The organism is Micromonospora sp. NPDC050200, from assembly GCF_040656135.1.
Classification (GTDB): domain Bacteria; phylum Actinomycetota; class Actinomycetes; order Mycobacteriales; family Micromonosporaceae; genus Micromonospora.
The window spans coordinates 12,827-27,639 of sequence record NZ_JBFALG010000002.1 but is presented as its reverse complement, the minus strand read 5'-3'; the positions used below and the strand labels follow the sequence as shown (position 1 = coordinate 27,639).

At 73.8% G+C, this 14,813-nt stretch carries 16 protein-coding genes; 6 read left to right on the top strand and 10 right to left on the bottom strand.

The genetic code is table 11. The annotated features are described in order from the left end of the window. Positions 1-153: 153 nt before the first annotated feature. Positions 154-966, bottom strand: a complete 813-nt coding sequence (locus AB0I41_RS01645; RefSeq protein ID WP_357100621.1) for a DUF4245 family protein — start codon at positions 964-966, stop codon at positions 154-156. A gap of 158 nt (positions 967-1,124) precedes the next feature. Here AB0I41_RS01645 and glpX point away from each other — a divergent pair, with 158 nt between their 5' ends. Continuing rightward, positions 1,125-2,159 (top strand): class II fructose-bisphosphatase, encoded by a 1,035-nt coding sequence (glpX, locus tag AB0I41_RS01640; protein ID WP_357100618.1) that lies wholly within the window; start codon positions 1,125-1,127, stop codon positions 2,157-2,159. Further along, positions 2,156-3,127 (top strand): DMT family transporter, encoded by a 972-nt coding sequence (locus AB0I41_RS01635; protein WP_357100615.1) that lies wholly within the window; start codon positions 2,156-2,158, stop codon positions 3,125-3,127. Before glpX ends, AB0I41_RS01635 begins: the two co-directional genes overlap by 4 nt. A gap of 36 nt (positions 3,128-3,163) precedes the next feature. Here AB0I41_RS01635 and AB0I41_RS01630 read toward each other — a convergent pair whose 3' ends face one another. After that, positions 3,164-4,078, bottom strand: coding sequence for an NAD-dependent epimerase/dehydratase family protein (locus tag AB0I41_RS01630; protein ID WP_357100612.1), 915 nt, complete (start codon positions 4,076-4,078; stop codon positions 3,164-3,166). 140 nt (positions 4,079-4,218) lie between these two features. On the opposite strand from AB0I41_RS01630, the gene AB0I41_RS01625 reads away from it, so the two are divergent. Then, a complete protein-coding gene (locus tag AB0I41_RS01625; RefSeq protein ID WP_357100609.1) occupies positions 4,219-4,908 on the top strand; it encodes a TetR/AcrR family transcriptional regulator in 690 nt (229 codons plus the stop codon). 136 nt (positions 4,909-5,044) lie between these two features. Here AB0I41_RS01625 and AB0I41_RS01620 read toward each other — a convergent pair whose 3' ends face one another. From AB0I41_RS01620 to AB0I41_RS01595, 6 genes are all read right to left on the bottom strand, one after another. Next, positions 5,045-6,013 carry an NAD(P)/FAD-dependent oxidoreductase gene (locus tag AB0I41_RS01620; protein ID WP_357100606.1) on the bottom strand — a complete coding sequence of 323 codons (969 nt, stop codon included), beginning with the start codon at positions 6,011-6,013 and terminating at the stop codon, positions 5,045-5,047. 118 nt (positions 6,014-6,131) lie between these two features. After that, on the bottom strand, positions 6,132-6,785 hold the full coding sequence (locus tag AB0I41_RS01615; protein ID WP_357100603.1) for a rhomboid family intramembrane serine protease: 654 nt from the start codon (positions 6,783-6,785) through the stop codon (positions 6,132-6,134). 115 nt (positions 6,786-6,900) lie between these two features. Continuing rightward, positions 6,901-7,590, bottom strand: a complete 690-nt coding sequence (locus AB0I41_RS01610; protein ID WP_357100600.1) for a lytic transglycosylase domain-containing protein — start codon at positions 7,588-7,590, stop codon at positions 6,901-6,903. 287 nt (positions 7,591-7,877) lie between these two features. Continuing rightward, positions 7,878-9,293 carry a PhoH family protein gene (locus tag AB0I41_RS01605; protein WP_357100597.1) on the bottom strand — a complete coding sequence of 472 codons (1,416 nt, stop codon included), beginning with the start codon at positions 9,291-9,293 and terminating at the stop codon, positions 7,878-7,880. A gap of 348 nt (positions 9,294-9,641) precedes the next feature. After that, complete coding sequence (locus AB0I41_RS01600; RefSeq protein WP_357100594.1) at positions 9,642-10,007, bottom strand: hypothetical protein; 366 nt, start codon at positions 10,005-10,007, stop codon at positions 9,642-9,644. A 31-nt stretch (positions 10,008-10,038) separates the two neighbouring features. Then, on the bottom strand, positions 10,039-10,383 hold the full coding sequence (locus AB0I41_RS01595) for a hypothetical protein (protein ID WP_357100591.1): 345 nt from the start codon (positions 10,381-10,383) through the stop codon (positions 10,039-10,041). Between the two features lie 264 nt (positions 10,384-10,647). Between AB0I41_RS01595 and AB0I41_RS01590 the strand changes: the two genes are divergently transcribed. From AB0I41_RS01590 to otsB, 3 genes are all read left to right on the top strand, one after another. Further along, a complete protein-coding gene (locus AB0I41_RS01590) occupies positions 10,648-11,088 on the top strand; it encodes an XRE family transcriptional regulator (RefSeq protein WP_357100588.1) in 441 nt (146 codons plus the stop codon). Between the two features lie 162 nt (positions 11,089-11,250). Further along, positions 11,251-11,604 carry a hypothetical protein gene (locus AB0I41_RS01585; RefSeq protein ID WP_357100585.1) on the top strand — a complete coding sequence of 118 codons (354 nt, stop codon included), beginning with the start codon at positions 11,251-11,253 and terminating at the stop codon, positions 11,602-11,604. A 92-nt stretch (positions 11,605-11,696) separates the two neighbouring features. Next, positions 11,697-12,521 carry a trehalose-phosphatase gene (otsB, locus tag AB0I41_RS01580; RefSeq protein WP_357100582.1) on the top strand — a complete coding sequence of 275 codons (825 nt, stop codon included), beginning with the start codon at positions 11,697-11,699 and terminating at the stop codon, positions 12,519-12,521. A 181-nt stretch (positions 12,522-12,702) separates the two neighbouring features. Here otsB and AB0I41_RS01575 read toward each other — a convergent pair whose 3' ends face one another. Continuing rightward, entirely contained in the window at positions 12,703-13,473 is a 771-nt protein-coding gene (locus AB0I41_RS01575) for an isoprenyl transferase (protein ID WP_357100579.1), read from the bottom strand. A 46-nt stretch (positions 13,474-13,519) separates the two neighbouring features. Next, positions 13,520-14,647, bottom strand: a complete 1,128-nt coding sequence (locus tag AB0I41_RS01570; RefSeq protein WP_357100576.1) for a geranylgeranyl reductase family protein — start codon at positions 14,645-14,647, stop codon at positions 13,520-13,522. Positions 14,648-14,813 lie beyond the last annotated feature (166 nt).

The following is a 14,813-nucleotide window of genomic DNA, read 5'->3' as shown; positions in this document are numbered from 1 at the left end:
GAAGCGTGGCGTCGGGGCCTTGCACCTGCCCTGGCGCACGAGTCCCGTCCGGCCGACGGATCGAGCCGGCGAGGTCGCGTACCTTCTGTTCCCTGACGCCGCGTTCGGCAATCCCTGTCCGGTCCACCTGGTGGAACACCGCCGCCGGGGGCCCTACCTCAGCGAGCCGGCGAGCTGCCGCAGCTCGTTGTCCCCGGCGTCGCCGACGACGAGGATGGTCCGGTTCGGTTCGAGCAGCACCAGGGCCTGGTCGTTGCCCCGGCCGGTGTACTGCTGCCAGCTGCGCCCGCCCAGGTCGGTGGGCCCCTGCGGCTGCCCTTCGGCGGTCAGCTCGGCGGGCAGCAGCTTCTCCGGCGGCACGTTGCTCTGCACCAGCTGGACGCCCCGCCCCTCCGGCGTGAGGTACCCGACGCGCAGGTTGGCGCCACCCTCCACCGTGCGGTAGCTGGCGCTGACCGTACGCCAGCCGGAGCTGAGCCTGGCCGGCTCGCTGACCGGGAAGGCGTTCGCCGACCGGGCCTGCTCGTAGGCCGGGGCGGCGTCGATCACGGTCGGCTGTTCGCCACCGAGGAAACCCCGGTAGAAGGCGAGCAGCAGGGCGATCGGGACGAGCAGCACCAGCAGCGAGAGCGCCATGTCCTTCGGCGACCGCTCGGAGCGGGCCTTCTCCCTACGGGCCGGCCGCCCGCCGGCCGTCGGTCGCGCCGGCGGCACGTCGACGTCCACGGGGGCGGCGTCGGGCGCCGGCTCGACCAGCGCCGGGTCACCGGCACCCGCGCCGGCCGTCGTCTCCACCAGCGCCGGCTCGGCCGCGCCGACCTCCGCCGCCGGACCGGTGCCGGCCGGGCCGGTCGACGGGCCGGAGCCGGCCGCCGTGTCGGTCGCCCCGGTCGGGGCGACCGGCGGCTCGCCGTCGGGCGGGGTCTGGTCGGCGGGTACGCGGTCGGCATGCTGTGTGGGGTCCACCGGTCCATTCTCGCAGCCGTGCGAGTGACCGAACCCGCCCACCACCGCCCCGCCCCGGCACCGGACCTGTCATCGTGTGAGGATCAGCGACAAAGCCGGCAGTGGCGACCGCAGCACCCTGCCGGTCCACCCCGCAACGTCGCGAGGAGGAAGCCGTCATGACGACGAACACCAGGACGCGGATCCCCCAGGATCTCGACCGCAACCTTGCCCTCGATCTGGTCCGGGTCACCGAGGCCGCGGCGATGGCCGCGGGCCGGTGGGTCGGCCGGGGCGACAAGGAGGGCGGCGACGGGGCAGCCGTCGACGCGATGCGCAAGCTGATCAATTCGATCCCGATGCGCGGGGTCGTGGTGATCGGTGAGGGCGAGAAGGACAACGCGCCGATGCTCTTCAACGGCGAAGAGGTGGGTGACGGCACCGGTCCCGAGGTGGACGTCGCGGTGGACCCGGTCGACGGCACCACGCTGATGAGCAAGGGCATGCCGAACGCGCTGGCGGTGCTCGCGGTCTCCGAGCGCGGCTCGATGTTCGACCCGAGCGCCGTCTTCTACATGGAGAAGCTCGCCGTCGGTCCGATGTACGCCGACGTGGTGGACATCAACGCCGGGGTGGCCGACAACCTGCGGCGGATCGCCAAGGTCAAGGGCACCGACGTCTCCGAGGTCACGGTCTGCGTGCTGGACCGCTCCCGCCACGAGGACCTGGTCAAGCAGATCCGGCGGGCCGGGGCGGGCATCCGGTTCATCTCCGACGGCGACATCGCCGGCTCGATCGCCGCCGCCCGGGGCGAGTCCGACGTCGACGTGCTGATGGGCATCGGCGGCACGCCCGAGGGGATCATCTCGGCCTGCGCGCTCAAGTGCATGGGCGGGGCGATGCAGGCCAAGCTCTGGCCGCGCGACGCCGAGGAGCGGGAGAAGGCGCTCGCCGCCGGGCACGACCTGGACCGGGTGCTCGGCACCGACGACCTGGTCACCGGGGACAACTGCTTCTTCGTGGCCACCGGCGTCACCTCCGGCGACCTGCTGCGCGGCGTGCGCTACCGGGCCGGCGGGGCGTACACCCAGTCGATCGTGATGCGCTCCAAGAGCGGCACCATCCGGGTGATCGACTCGTACCACCGGCTGGAGAAGCTGGCCCTCTACTCGGCGATCGACTTCGACGGGCGGCCGCTGGCCGAGCAGGAGTGAGCGCGACCGGGACGCTGGCCCCTCCGACCGTCCCGGCGTCCCGGCGGATCGCCGCGGTCGGGCTGGCGAGCGCCTCGGGGGTCGCCGTGGCCGTACAGTCCCGGATCAACGGCGAGCTGGGCGTACGCCTGGCCGACGGGATCGCCGCGGCGGTGGTCTCGTTCGGGCTGGGCCTGCTGGTGCTGCTGGTACTGGTCCCCGCCACCCCGGCTGGGCGGCGGGGGCTGCGCGACCTGCGCACGGCGCTGCGGGACGGCTCGCTGCGGCCCTGGCAGTGCCTGGGCGGGTTGTGCGGCGCGTTCCTGGTCGCCACCCAGGGGCTCACCGTCGGCACGCTCGGGGTGGCCGTCTTCACCGTGGCGGTGGTCGCCGGACAGTCGGCGAGCGGTGTCGCGGTGGACCAGGCCGGGGTGGGCCCGGCCGGCCGGCAGCCGGTGACGGCGAGCCGGCTGGCCGGTGCGGCGCTGACCGTGCTGGCCGTCCTGCTGGCCGTGGGTGACCAGTTGGGCGACCCGGGGATCCTGGTGCTGGCCCTGCTGCCGCTGTTGGCCGGGGTCGGCATCGCCTGGCAGCAGGCGGTCAACGGCCGGGTCCGGGTCGCCGCGGGCAGCGCGCTGGCGGCGACCCTGGTCAACTTCGCCGTCGGCACGGCCGCCCTGCTCGTCACCTTCGCCGTCGAGGCGGCCGTCCGGGGTTGGCCGACCGGCGCCCTCCCGGGCGAGTCGTGGCTCTACCTGGGCGGCCCGATCGGCATCGTGTTCATCGCGATCGCGGCGGCCATCGTCCGGTTCACCGGGGTGCTGCTGCTCGGGCTGGCCACCATCGCCGGGCAGATCGTCGGCGCCGTACTGCTGGACCTGGCCCGGCCGACCGCGGCCTCGCACCCGGGGCCGGCGACGCTGGCGGGCGCGGCCCTGACCCTGGTGGCGGTGCTGGTCGCCGCGCTCGGCCCGGCGCCCCGCCGCTGAGCCCGGGCGGGGCTCGCCGCGGCCGACGCGGACGGGTCAGCGGCGCAGCGCCGCCACGGTCTCCTTCAGCGACCGGTCCAGCGGGGTCGGTTCGACGCCGAGGGTGGCGGCGGCGGCCGAGTCCATCAGGAACGGCCGGTCGAACTGGTAGGCGGTCTCGCGCAGCTCCCGGACGAACGGGTTGACCAGGCCGCCGAGCCAGAGCACCGGGTAGGGCATCCGGGTCAGCTTCGGCGCGGGAGCGCCGGCCAGCGCCGCGGCCCGGGTGGCCAGCTCCCGCATGGGGGCGGCGGGCGCGCTGGGCACGTGCCAGGCCCGGCCCCAGGCCCGCGCGTCGGTGGCGGCGACGACGAGGGTACGGGCGACGTCCGGGATGTACGTCCAGGTGTGCGGGGCGTCCCAGTCGACCGGGAGGAAGACCCGCTGCCCGGCGAGCACCCGGGGCAGCACCATCATCGGCAGGGACATCGCGCCGGCGCCCAGGTAGTCGGAGCCGCGTACCTCGGTGACCCGGGCCCGGCCGGCCCGGTGGGCGGCGAGCGCCTCGGCCCACATCTTGTTGCGCACCCGCCCCTTGGCGCCGGTGGCCGCGAGCAGGGTCTGCTCGGTCATCGGGCCGTCGACCGGCCCGTACCCGTAGAGGTTGCTGACGGTGGCGAGCACCGCGCCGGTCCGCTCGGCGGCGGTGAGCAGCGCGCCGGCCAGCGGCGGCCAGTCAATCGGCCACCGGTGGTAGGCCGGGTTCGCGCAGTTGTACAGCGCGTCCGCGCCCTCGGTGAGCGCGGTGAGCCGGTCGGCGTCGGCGGCGTCGGCGGCGACCCGCTCGACGGCGGGGTGCTCCGGTCCGGCGCCCCGGCGGGTCACCACCCGGACCCGCTCGCCCCGCTCGGCGAGGAGACGGGCGGTGGCCGTGCCGACCGGGCCGGAGCCGACGATCACGTGCAGTGACATGGAAACGCCTTCCGAAGCGGGGATACGGATCGAGAGCACTGCTCTCGCTTGCCGACACCAGCATGACCGCCCGCCCGCTGTTCGTCAAGAGCGGTGCTCTCTCTTTTGATTGCCGCTCCGATCCGTGGCAGAGTGGCGCCATGCCCGCTTCCTCCATCCGCGCCCGGGTCCGCGCCGAGATGATCGACGAGATCAAGGCGGTGGCCCGCCGCCACCTGGCCACCGACGGCGCCAACCTCTCGCTGCGGGCGGTCGCCCGGGACATGGGGATGGCCTCCTCGGCCATCTACCGCTACTTCCCGAGCCGCGACGACCTGCTCACCGCCCTGATCCTGGAGGCGTACGAGGCGCTCGGCGACGCGGTGGAGGCCGCCGACGCCACCGTCGACCGCCACGACCTACGCGGCCGCTGGCACGCCGCGTGCCGCGCCGCCCGGGACTGGGCGCTCGCCCACCCCGCCGAGTACGCGCTGCTCTACGGCAGCCCGGTGCCCGGCTATGCCGCCCCCGACGACACCGTCCTGCCGGCCCAACGCCCCCCGCTGACCATGGTCGGCATCCTGCGCGACGGGCTGGCCGACGGTCGACTCGCCGCCCCCGCCGACGACCTGCCCGAGCCGGTCCGCGCCGACCTGGCCGAGATCGCCGCCGGGTTCTTCCCCGGCCTGCCCGAGTCGCTGCTGGCCCGGGGCATGGCCGGCTGGACGCAGCTGTTCGGGTTGATCAGCTTCGAGCTGTTCGGCCGGCTGAACCGGACGATCCCGCACCGCGACGCCTACTTCGACCACCAGACCGGGCTGATGGCCGACCTCATCGGCCTGCCCCGCTGAACGGCCCCCTCCCCACTCCCCCTCCCCCTTCCCCCTCCCCTCGCGATCTTGCACTTGCGGCCCGGGCGAAGCTGGAGCAAAGGGGCAAAACGGAGGCCGAAACTGCAAGATCGACGGGGAGTGGAGGGTGGCCGGCTCAGCCGGCGTCGGAGGAGTGGCCGGGGAAGAGGTGGGCGGTCGGGTCGATGGCGACGGCGGCGTTGTTGACCGCGGTGGCCGCCTCGCCGAAGCCGGTGGCGATCAGGCGCACCTTGCCCGGGTACTCGGTGATGTCCCCGGCGGCGAAGACCCGCGGCAGGTTGGTCGCCATCGCGCTGTCGACCACGATGTGCCGGCGGTCCAGCCGCAGCCCCCACTCGGCCAGCGGGCCGAGGTCGGCGGTGAAGCCCAGCGCCGCCACCACCGCGCCGACCGGCAGGGTCTCCGCGGCGCCGCCGCGCACGGTGATCTCGGCGGCGGTCACCGTCACGTCCCCGTGCAGCCTGGTCAGCTCGGCGTTGACGATCACCCGTACCGGCAGGGCCAGCACCCGGGAGACCGTCGCCGCGTGCGCCCGGAACCGCTCCCGCCGGTGCACCAGCGTCACCGAGCGGGCCAGCGGTTGCAGGGTCAGCGCCCAGTCGAAGGCCGAGTCCCCGCCGCCGACGATCAGCACGTCCCGGTCGGCCAGCGCCGCCGGCTCCGGCACGAAGTAGACGATCCCGCCGCCGACGAAGCTCTCCGCCACCGGCAGCGGGCGGGGGGTGAAGCTGCCCAGCCCGCCGGTGACCACCACCGCGCCGCAGCGCAGCCGGTCACCGCCGGCGAGCCCGAGCACCGGGCGGCCGTCGACGTGGGCGAGCTTCTCGGCCCGGGTGCCGAGCAGGTACTCCGGCTGGAACGGCGCGGCCTGGGCGACCAGGTTGGCCACCAGGTCCCGCCCCTTGACGGCGGGGAAGCCGGCGACGTCGAGGATCAGCTTCTCCGGGTACATCGCGGTGATCTGCCCGCCCGGCTCGGGCAGCGCGTCGACCACCGCCACGGACAGCCCCCGGAACCCGGCGTAGTACGCGGCGAACAGGCCCGTCGGGCCGGCCCCGATCACCGCGACATCGACCTCGCGCATGGGCGTACCGTCGCTTTCCGCTGGCGGATCAACGCGTGCTGATGCCGACGGTAGGCCCGCCGCCCCGGCCGGGCAAGCATGTCCCGTTCCTCGCCGCGCCCCGGCGGGTCGGCGGCGCTCAGGGCATCGTCAGGGTCGACTCCGAGCGGTACGGCCCGTCCGGATCGGGCCGACGGCGCCGGAACAGGATCGCCGCCACCACCCCGCCGAGCAGCCCGAACAGGTGCCCCTGCCAGGAGATGCGCTCGTCGGTGGGGAGGATGCCGAGCAGTTGCCAGCCGTAGAGCAGGCCGACCAGCAGCACCACCGCCAGGTTCCACCAGCTGCGCTCCACCAGGCCACGGGTGAGCAGGATGCCGAGGTAGCCGAAGATCACCCCGCTGGCGCCGACGACCACCGAGTTGGGCGCGCCGGTGAACCAGACGCCGAGCCCGCTGACCAGCACGATGATCAGGGTGGACCAGAGGAAGCGCCGGGTGCCGGCGGCGAGCACGAAGGTGCCGAGCAGGATCAGCGGGATGCTGTTGCTGTAGAGGTGGTCGAAGCCGTGGTGCAGGAACGGCGAGAAGAAGACCCCGTCGAGGCCCTGGATGCGGTGCGGGATGATCCCCGCCGCCACGTCGAGACCGAAGTCGAGCCCCTGGTCGAGCGCCTCGATGAGGAAGAGGAACGGCACCACCGCGCACATGGCGACGAAGGCCCGGCCGATTGAGGCGTAGAACGCGTCGGTGCCGAACCGGGTCGGGTCGCCGCCCGTCGGGTGCAGGGTCACCTGAAAAGAGCTATCAGCAATCGTGGCCGACCGCCAACTGGGCGGCGCGGCGGCCCGGGACACGACGAGGGCAGGACGGGTGGTCGCCCACCCGCCCCACCCTCGGTCGTGACGATCAGTACCAGCCGGTGCTCTGGCTGTGCGACCAGGCGCCGCACGGGTCGTCGTACCGGCCCTCGATGTAGCCGAGGCCCCACTTGATCTGGGTGGCCGGGTTGGTCTTCCAGTCGTCGGCCACGGTGCCCATCTTGCTGCCCGGCAGGGCCTGCGGGATGCCGTACGCCCCGGACGAGGAGTTGTAGGCCTTGTGGTTCCAGCCGCTCTCCTTGTTCCAGAGCTTGTCCAGGCACGGCATCTGGTCGATCTTGAAGCCGGCGTCGAGCAGCAGCGCGCAGCCGATCTCACGGTTGCCGCTGTACTCGTTGCAGGACGCGGGGATCGGGCCGGTGAACGGCGCGGTCTTGGCCTCGGCCTCCTTTTCCGCCGCCTCCCGCGCCTTCTTCCGGGATGCCGCCGCGGCCTCGGCCTCGCGGGCCCGCTCGGCCGCCTCCTTGGCCGCCGCGGCGGCCCGCAGTTTCGCCTGGTACTCGGCGGCCCGCTGCTTGGCGGAGCTCCGCTGGTGTTCGGCCTGCCGGTCGCGCTGGTAGTCGTACTCGGCCTGGTCGACCTGGAGGCCGACCTGCGCGGTCAGGCCCTGTTGCTGGGTTTCCCGGTCTTCGCCCAGGTAGAAACCGCCGGCAACGCCCACGGAGAGCAGTGCGACAGCGGCCGTACGGGCGCCGAACCGGCTCCACAGCCGACTCACGAAGTGTCCCTTCGTCGGGGGCAAGGACGCGGCGCGGGGCCGGCCGTCTCCGGCGCGGTCGTGCCGCGAGCGCCCCGACCGGAGCCGGTCGCAACCGACGCACCGATCCTCGCCGGGGCTCGTCCTCAGGGTGGGACGAACGATGCTCGACGATCCTCTCGGGGCGTGGGCGCTCGTTGGACACCATCGCGCACGGTGAGGCTGATGGGAAACCAACAGACCTATTTGTGATCTGCGCCACAAAATGAATGTGGACGGAGAGGGGCGCAACCGGCGCCCGGGACCGGCTAGTGCGGGATGTCCTCCAACAGATCGGTCACCATCGCCGCGATCGGCGACCGCTCCGAACGGCTGAGCGTGACGTGCGCGAAGAGCGGGTGACCCTTCAGCGCCTCGATCACCGCCGTCACGCCGTCGTGCCGGCCCACCCGGAGGTTGTCCCGCTGGGCGACGTCGTGGGTGAGCACCACCCGGGACCCCTGCCCGATCCGGGACAGCACCGTGAGCAGCACGCCGCGCTCCAGCGACTGCGCCTCGTCGACGATGACGAAGGCGTCGTGCAGGCTCCGGCCCCGGATGTGGGTCAGCGGCAGGACCTCCAGGATGCCCCGGGAGGTGACCTCCTCCAGCACGTTCTCGTGCACCACCGCGCCGAGCGTGTCGAAGACCGCCTGCGCCCAGGGCGACATCTTCTCCGACTCCGAGCCGGGCAGGTAGCCCAGCTCCTGGCCGCCGACGGCGTACAGCGGACGGAAGACGATCACCTTCTTGTGCCGGCGGCGTTCCATCACCGCCTCCAGGCCGGCGCAGAGCGCCAGCGCGGACTTGCCGGTGCCGGCCCGGCCGCCCATCGAGACGATGCCGATGGACTCGTCCAGCAGCAGGTCCAGCGCGACGCGCTGCTCGGCCGAGCGGCCGTGCAGCCCGAACGCCTCCCGGTCGCCCCGCACCAGCCGGACGGTCTTGTCGGGCAGCACCCGGCCGAGAGCCGAGCCGCGGGCCGAGTGCAGCACCAGGCCGGTGTGGCAGGGCAGGCCCGCCGCGGCGTCCAGGTCGAGCGTCTCGCCGGCGTAGAGCCGGCCGATCTGCTCCTCGCCCAGCTCCAGCTCGGCCATGCCCGTCCAGGTCGGGTCGCTGGCCTGGCCGTGCCGGTACTCGTCGGCCCGCAGCCCGACCGAGGCGGCCTTGACCCGCAGCGGCATGTCCTTGCTGACCAGGGTCACCTCCCGGCCCTCGGCGGCGAGGTTCAACGCCACCGAGAGGATCCGGGCGTCGTTGGACTCGTTGCGGAAGCCCGGCGGCAGCACGCCGTCGTCCGAGTGGTTGAGTTCCACCCGCAGCGTGCCGCCGGAGTCGTTGGCGGGCACCGGACGGTCCAGCCGCCCGTGCTCGACCCGCAGCTCGTCCAGCATGCGCAGGGACTGCCGGGCGAACCAGCCCAGCTCGGGGTGGTGCCGCTTGCCCTCCAGCTCGGAGATGACCACCAGCGGCAGGACCACCTCGTGCTCGGCGAAGCGGTGGAAGGCCGCCGGGTCGGACAGGAGCACCGAGGTGTCCAGGACGAACGCCTGGCCGGCTGGTCGGGGCTCCTCGGTGCCGGCCGGGGCGGCAGCCGTCGTACGGCGGCTCCGGGTGGCTCGGCGGGTCGTGGCAGTCGCGGCCGGGGTCTGGTCGGCACCGGCGGTCGTACGGCGAGTCGTCACAGGCCTGCTCCGACGGATGGGCACCCACCACCCGCGTTCCGCCTCCTCCGGTGCCCGGGGACACGGGGTCGGATGCGGAACCCCGTGCGCGAGGTCGCAGTTCCGGGCGGACCGGCTGGCCCGGGAGAACCCCGCGCCATGCCTAGACGCTAGCGGCGCCGGGGCCCCTCGGCTAGTGCGAAAGGTGGATCTCCCCCGACCGGGACGTGAACGGCGCGGCGGACCGGCCGGGATGCATGCCCCCTGCGCGCATCCCGGCCGGTGGGACCACCGTCACCGGTCTGACGTGGTCCCGACGGTGCGTGTCCGCCGCGGACGACGCACCGGGTCTGTCGGCGCGGGCCGTCCTCAGCCCTGCCGCCGGACGAGGGTCCCGGTCGGGTGCCGGCCGGTGACCGGCGCGACCGGTGCGGTGAACGAGGAACCGGTGTAGGTGGTGCCCTGGCGGCCGGCCGGGGTGCCGACCGCGGTGGTGGTGACCGTGGCGGTGGTCACCACCGGCGGCCCGCTCACCGGCCCGGCCAGGGCCGAGGCGATGGCGGCCTGGGCGTCCCGGCGGCGCCGGTTCCACGCCCCGCGGTCGCCGTCGAAGTAGCCCTGCCGGTAGCCGAAGCGGTAACCGATCCGGTAGCTGAGCTGCCCGTGCAGCCGGCCCGCCGCGTAGCTGGTGGCGCCGAGGACGAGGACGAGGAAGATCGCGAGGAAGGGACTCATCCGGCGGCTCCGCCGCGCCTCGCCGACCAGGTCACCGGTCCTCCGGCTCGATCGTGGTGGGGTCGACGACCAGGAGCCGGTCCAGGTCGTCGGTGCCGACCTCCTCGACCAGCTCGACGCTGATCCGGCAGCCGTCCAGGACCACCTCGGCGACCGAGGAGCGGCGGATCTCGCCGCCGGCGTCGTAGACCCGGACGCTCAGCTCGGGACAACCGAGATGGGTACGCCAGGCGTCCCACTCGTCCCGGTCCCCCACGCTCAGTGACAGGTAACGGCATCCTCGGGCGAGGTAGAGGCGCCAGGGCGCGCTCAGTCCCGCGGCCACTCCCTCCGCTATCAGACCGAAGGCCTGGGCGCGGGTCGCGAGTTCGGTCACCGCACCTCCCTGGCGCGGGGAGCGTGACGCATGTGAGCACCGATCGTCTCATGCACGTGACACACCGTAGATTGTCCCATGGGCGTGACAGTATCAGCTTTTCGTCCGCTTACCGCCGCACCTAAGTCCCTCTACCCTGCCCAGGTGGCACCCCTCAGAAGGACTCCTGAATCGTTAGCTCGCACCCGGAGAGAGTCGTCCCGTTCGCGTGACAGTCGCATACGCGGACTCCCCGCCACGGCCGTCCGGCCGTACCGTCACGGGGTGACCGAGACCGCCCCCGCCCGGAAGATCGCCTTCGCCAGCTTCGTCCGCCGGGCCCTCGACGACGCCCGCGCCACGCGGGCCTGGACGGGCACCGAGGTCTCCCGCCGCACCGGCGTCTCCCGCCAGACCATCAACCGCTGGGTACGCGGCGACTGGGCCAGCGACCCGGAGGCGGAGCGGGTGGTCGCCTTCTGCGAGGGGCTCGGCCTCGACCCGGCCGCCGCCTTCGCCGCGCTGGGCTGGGACCGGGCGGGCGCCCCCCGCGGTGCCGCGACGCCGCCCCCGATGGACCCGGACGTGGAGGCGCTGCTGCGGCGACTGGTCGACCCGGACGTCTCGGAGGCGGAGAAGTTCCACATCCGGGAAACCATTCGTTACCTCGCTTACCGCCCGACCATGCCGGTCGACGTCGGAAAACGAGACGAACGGGCCGGGTAGTTCCTCAGATGGCGAAAGAACGCCTGGTCAGACCTCTTCGTTCCGCTACGGGTCGGGAACGGGCACGCTAGCGTCCGTATTCGTACTGCTTGGGCTCGTCGTCGGCGGGGGGACGGGACAAGGCCGAACCCAGCCCTGCGGGACAGAAGGAGGGGTCTGTCCATGACCCTGAAATGGTGGGCAGTCGTGGTCGCGGTGGTGTCACTGACATCGTGCGTGACCGCCAACGTCGCGATCGGCGCCGTCGAGGGCGACCAGCTGCCGCTGGTCGTCAACCTGTTCGCGCTCACCACCGCCGGCACCGCGGTGGTGCTGGCCGTGGTCGCCGAGCTGCACGAGCGGCTCAACGACCGGGTCAGCGCGCTGACCGAGTTCCTGGTCGCCCGGCTCAACGAGATCGAGGCGCACGCCGGCGACCGGAACACCGGATTCGTCGAGGGCTACCTGCTCAGCCACGGCCAGGAGGCCACGGTGGTGCCGTTCGGACGCCCGCGCCGGGGAGCCGCCGAACGCTGATCGAGCACCCGGAATCGCCCCACCGACGGCGGTGTCGAGGCGTCATCTCGCGGCCATGAATGAGCCGCCACCGCCGGGGTACGCTGTCGCGCGTGCCGCCGTTGAATCTGGGCAACCAGCAGCCGAGGACCCCGTTGGACGCCGAGCACGCCTGGCGTGCCACCGCCGCGCGGGCGGCCGACACCGTGCTCTTCTTCGACTTCGACGGCACCCTCGCGCCGGTCGACGACGACCCCACCGCCGTGCAGCCCGCGCCCAAGGTGCTCGCCGCGCTGGAGGCGCTCGCCCCGGTGGTGCAGCGGGTGGCGATCGTCTCCGCGCGCCCGGTCGAGTTCCTCCGCGACCACCTCGGCGGCCTCGCCGGCATCGACCTCTACGGCCTGTACGGCCTGGAACACAGCCACTCCGGGGGCGAGACGGTGACCGAGCCGGCCGCCCTGCCCTGGGTGCCGACCATGGCCGAGCTGGCCGACCTGGCCCGGGCCGAACTGCCGGCCGGCACGCTGGTGGAGTTCAAGCGGTTGAGCGTCGCGCTGCACTGGCGTACCGCGCCGGAACTGGGGCCGCAGGTCGAGCAGTGGGGCCGGGCGCAGGCCGAACGGCTGGGGCTGAAGGTGCAGGCCGGCCGGATGGTGCTGGAGCTCAAGCCCCCGGTCGACCGGGACAAGGGCCTGGTCATCGGCGAGGTGGTACGCGACGCCGGCGGCGCCTGGTACTTCGGCGACGACGTCTCCGACATCAAGGCCTTCGCCGCGCTGCGGGCCCGGGCCGCCGCCGACCCGGACTTCCTCGGCGTCTGCGTCGCCGTGGCCAACCCGGAGACCGGTCACGAGGTCGCCGACGCCGCCGACCTCACCCTCGACTCCCCCGCCGCTCTCGGCGACTTCCTCACCCGGGCCCTGCCCCACCTGACCTGACCCCCCTGACCTGCCCCCCCCTGACCTGCCCCCCCCTGACCTGCCCCCGCCGCCAGCCCGCCAGCCAGCCAGCCCGGCGATCTTGCACTTTCTGCCCGGACATCCAGCACATACAGGGCATGAACCGGGCCGCAAGTGCAAGATCGCGCAGAGAGCGGGGCGGGGCGGGGCGGGGCGGGGGTCAGGCCCCGTAGCGGCGTTGGCGGGTGGCGTAGGAGCGCAGGGCGCGGAGGAAGTCGACGCGGCGGAAGTCGGGCCAGTTGAGTTCGCAGAAGTAGAACTCCGAGTGGGCCGACTGCCAGAGCATGAAGCCGGACAGGCGCTGCTCACCGCTGGTCCGGATGATCAGATCCGGGTCGGGCAGGCCCTTGGTGTAGAGGTGCTCGGAGATGTGGTCGACGTCGAGCGAGCCGGCCAGCTCCTCGATGGTGCCGCCGTTGGCGGCGTGCTCCAGCAGCAGGGAGCGCACCGCGTCGGCGATCTCGCGCCGGCCGCCGTACCCGACGGCGATGTTGACCTGCGCGCCGCCGGCGCGGTTTCGGGTGCGTTCCTCGGCGGCCTTGAGGGCCTGCGCGTGGCGCGCCGGCAGCACGTCCAGCGCGCCGACCATCCGCAGCCGCCAGGGGTTACCGTCCTCGGCCAGCTCGGTGGTCAGGTCCTCGATGATCTGGAGCAGCGGGTCCAGTTCCTCCGCGGGCCGGGAGAGGTTGTCGGTGGAGAGCAGCCAGAGCGTGACGTGGCCCACACCGGCGGCGTCGCACCAGCGCAGCAGCTCCTTGATCCGCTCGGCGCCCATCCGGTGCCCGTCGTTGGGGTCGACGAAGCCCATCTCCCGCGCCCATCTGCGGTTGCCGTCGCACATCACGCCGACGTGCCGGGGCACCGGCTTGCCGGCGAGCGATGCCGTGAGCCGACGTTCGTACACGGAGTAGAGGAGGTTCCGCAGAGTCATCACCTTGCAGGGTAGCGACCCGCCGGGCCGATGGTGACCTCGGAGGTTAACTACGCGCCGAGAGACCGATGCCGATCATCGCGAGGGTACGTGCGTCCAGCCGGCCGTCACCCAGCCCCAACTCGACCACGCTCCGGTAGACCCGGTCGTCGCGGCGGGCCGCCCGGACGGCCGCGTCGACCACCCGCCGGTGCCGGGCCAGCGCGGCGGCCACCGAGCTGTGCCGCAGGTGGGTGCCGAGCCGCCGGCGCAGCGCCGGCGCGTACCGGTCGGCCGCCCGGCCCGGTGCCGCCGCCGCGGCCGCGCCGGCCAGGGCCCCGGAGAGCAGCGCGTAGAAGATCCCCTCGCCGGTGAACGGGTTGATCAGGGAGAGCGCGTCACCGGCCAGCACAACCCGGCCCCGGCCGGGCGACGGCCGGTACGTCGACAGCGGCAGGTGGTGGGCGCGCAGCCCCGACACCGTGGCCGGGTCGGTCGCCGGCAGCAGCGCGGCGAGCCGGTCCAGCAGGTGCGCGCGGCTCAGCGGTTCGCCCCGCAGCACCTCCCCGTACCCGACGTTCGCCCGTCCGTCGCCGATCGGGAAGGACCAGGCGTACGCCGGCCAGCGCGACGCCGAGGTGACGATGAGCTGTTCGGGCGGGCCGGGCAGGGCCGGGGCGTACCCCCGGATGGCGAGCGCGAGGTGGCGGTCCGGGTTGGCCGGGTGGCCGAGCGCGCGGCGTACCACCGATCCGGCGCCGTCCGCGCCGACCACCGCCCGCGCGGCCAGTTCCCCGTCGAGCACCACCCGGTCGTCGAACGGCTCGACCCGCCGGACGGTGTGCCGGCGCAGCACCGCGCCGGCGGCCACCGCGGCGGCGACCAGCCGGGCGTCGAAGACCTCACGGGGCACGGTGTACGCGGGCCGGGGCAGCGCCCGGGCCACCGCCCCGCCGCCCGGGCCGACCAGGCGCAGCGCGGGCAGCGAGGCGTACCCGGTCACCGCGTCGGTCACCCCCAGCCCGGCGAGGACGTCCAGCGCGTGCGCGGCGATGCCGTCCCCGCAGGCCTTGTCCCGGGGGAAGTCGGACCGGTCGAGCAGCAGCACCCGGGCCCCGGCGCGGCGGGCGGCCAGCGCGGCGGCCGCACCGGCCGGCCCCGCCCCGACCACGATCAGGTCGAACTCGTCGCTCACCGCGTCGCCTCCCGCCCGCAGCCGCCCACCGGCCCATCCTGCCCGCCGTACGTCCACGAACCCCGCTGCCGCACCGAACACCCCGCCGCCGGCACCCCGCCCGGCCGGACCGATCAAGAGGTCCGCGTCAGGGACCAGGCCGATCCCGACCCAGACTTCTTGATCG

Excerpts from the sequence above, each read along its gene's own strand:
- AB0I41_RS01620 (WP_357100606.1), bottom strand. The coding sequence starts at position 6,013 with ATGCGCGAGGTCGATGTCGCGGTGATCGGGGCCGGCCCGACGGGCCTG.
- AB0I41_RS01630 (WP_357100612.1), bottom strand. The coding sequence starts at position 4,078 with ATGTCACTGCACGTGATCGTCGGCTCCGGCCCGGTCGGCACGGCCACC.
- AB0I41_RS01585 (WP_357100585.1), top strand. The coding sequence starts at position 11,251 with ATGACCCTGAAATGGTGGGCAGTCGTGGTCGCGGTGGTGTCACTGACA.
- AB0I41_RS01600 (WP_357100594.1), bottom strand. The coding sequence starts at position 10,007 with ATGAGTCCCTTCCTCGCGATCTTCCTCGTCCTCGTCCTCGGCGCCACC.
- AB0I41_RS01625 (WP_357100609.1), top strand. The coding sequence starts at position 4,219 with ATGCCCGCTTCCTCCATCCGCGCCCGGGTCCGCGCCGAGATGATCGAC.
- AB0I41_RS01575 (WP_357100579.1), bottom strand. The coding sequence starts at position 13,473 with ATGACTCTGCGGAACCTCCTCTACTCCGTGTACGAACGTCGGCTCACG.
- glpX (WP_357100618.1), top strand. The coding sequence starts at position 1,125 with ATGACGACGAACACCAGGACGCGGATCCCCCAGGATCTCGACCGCAAC.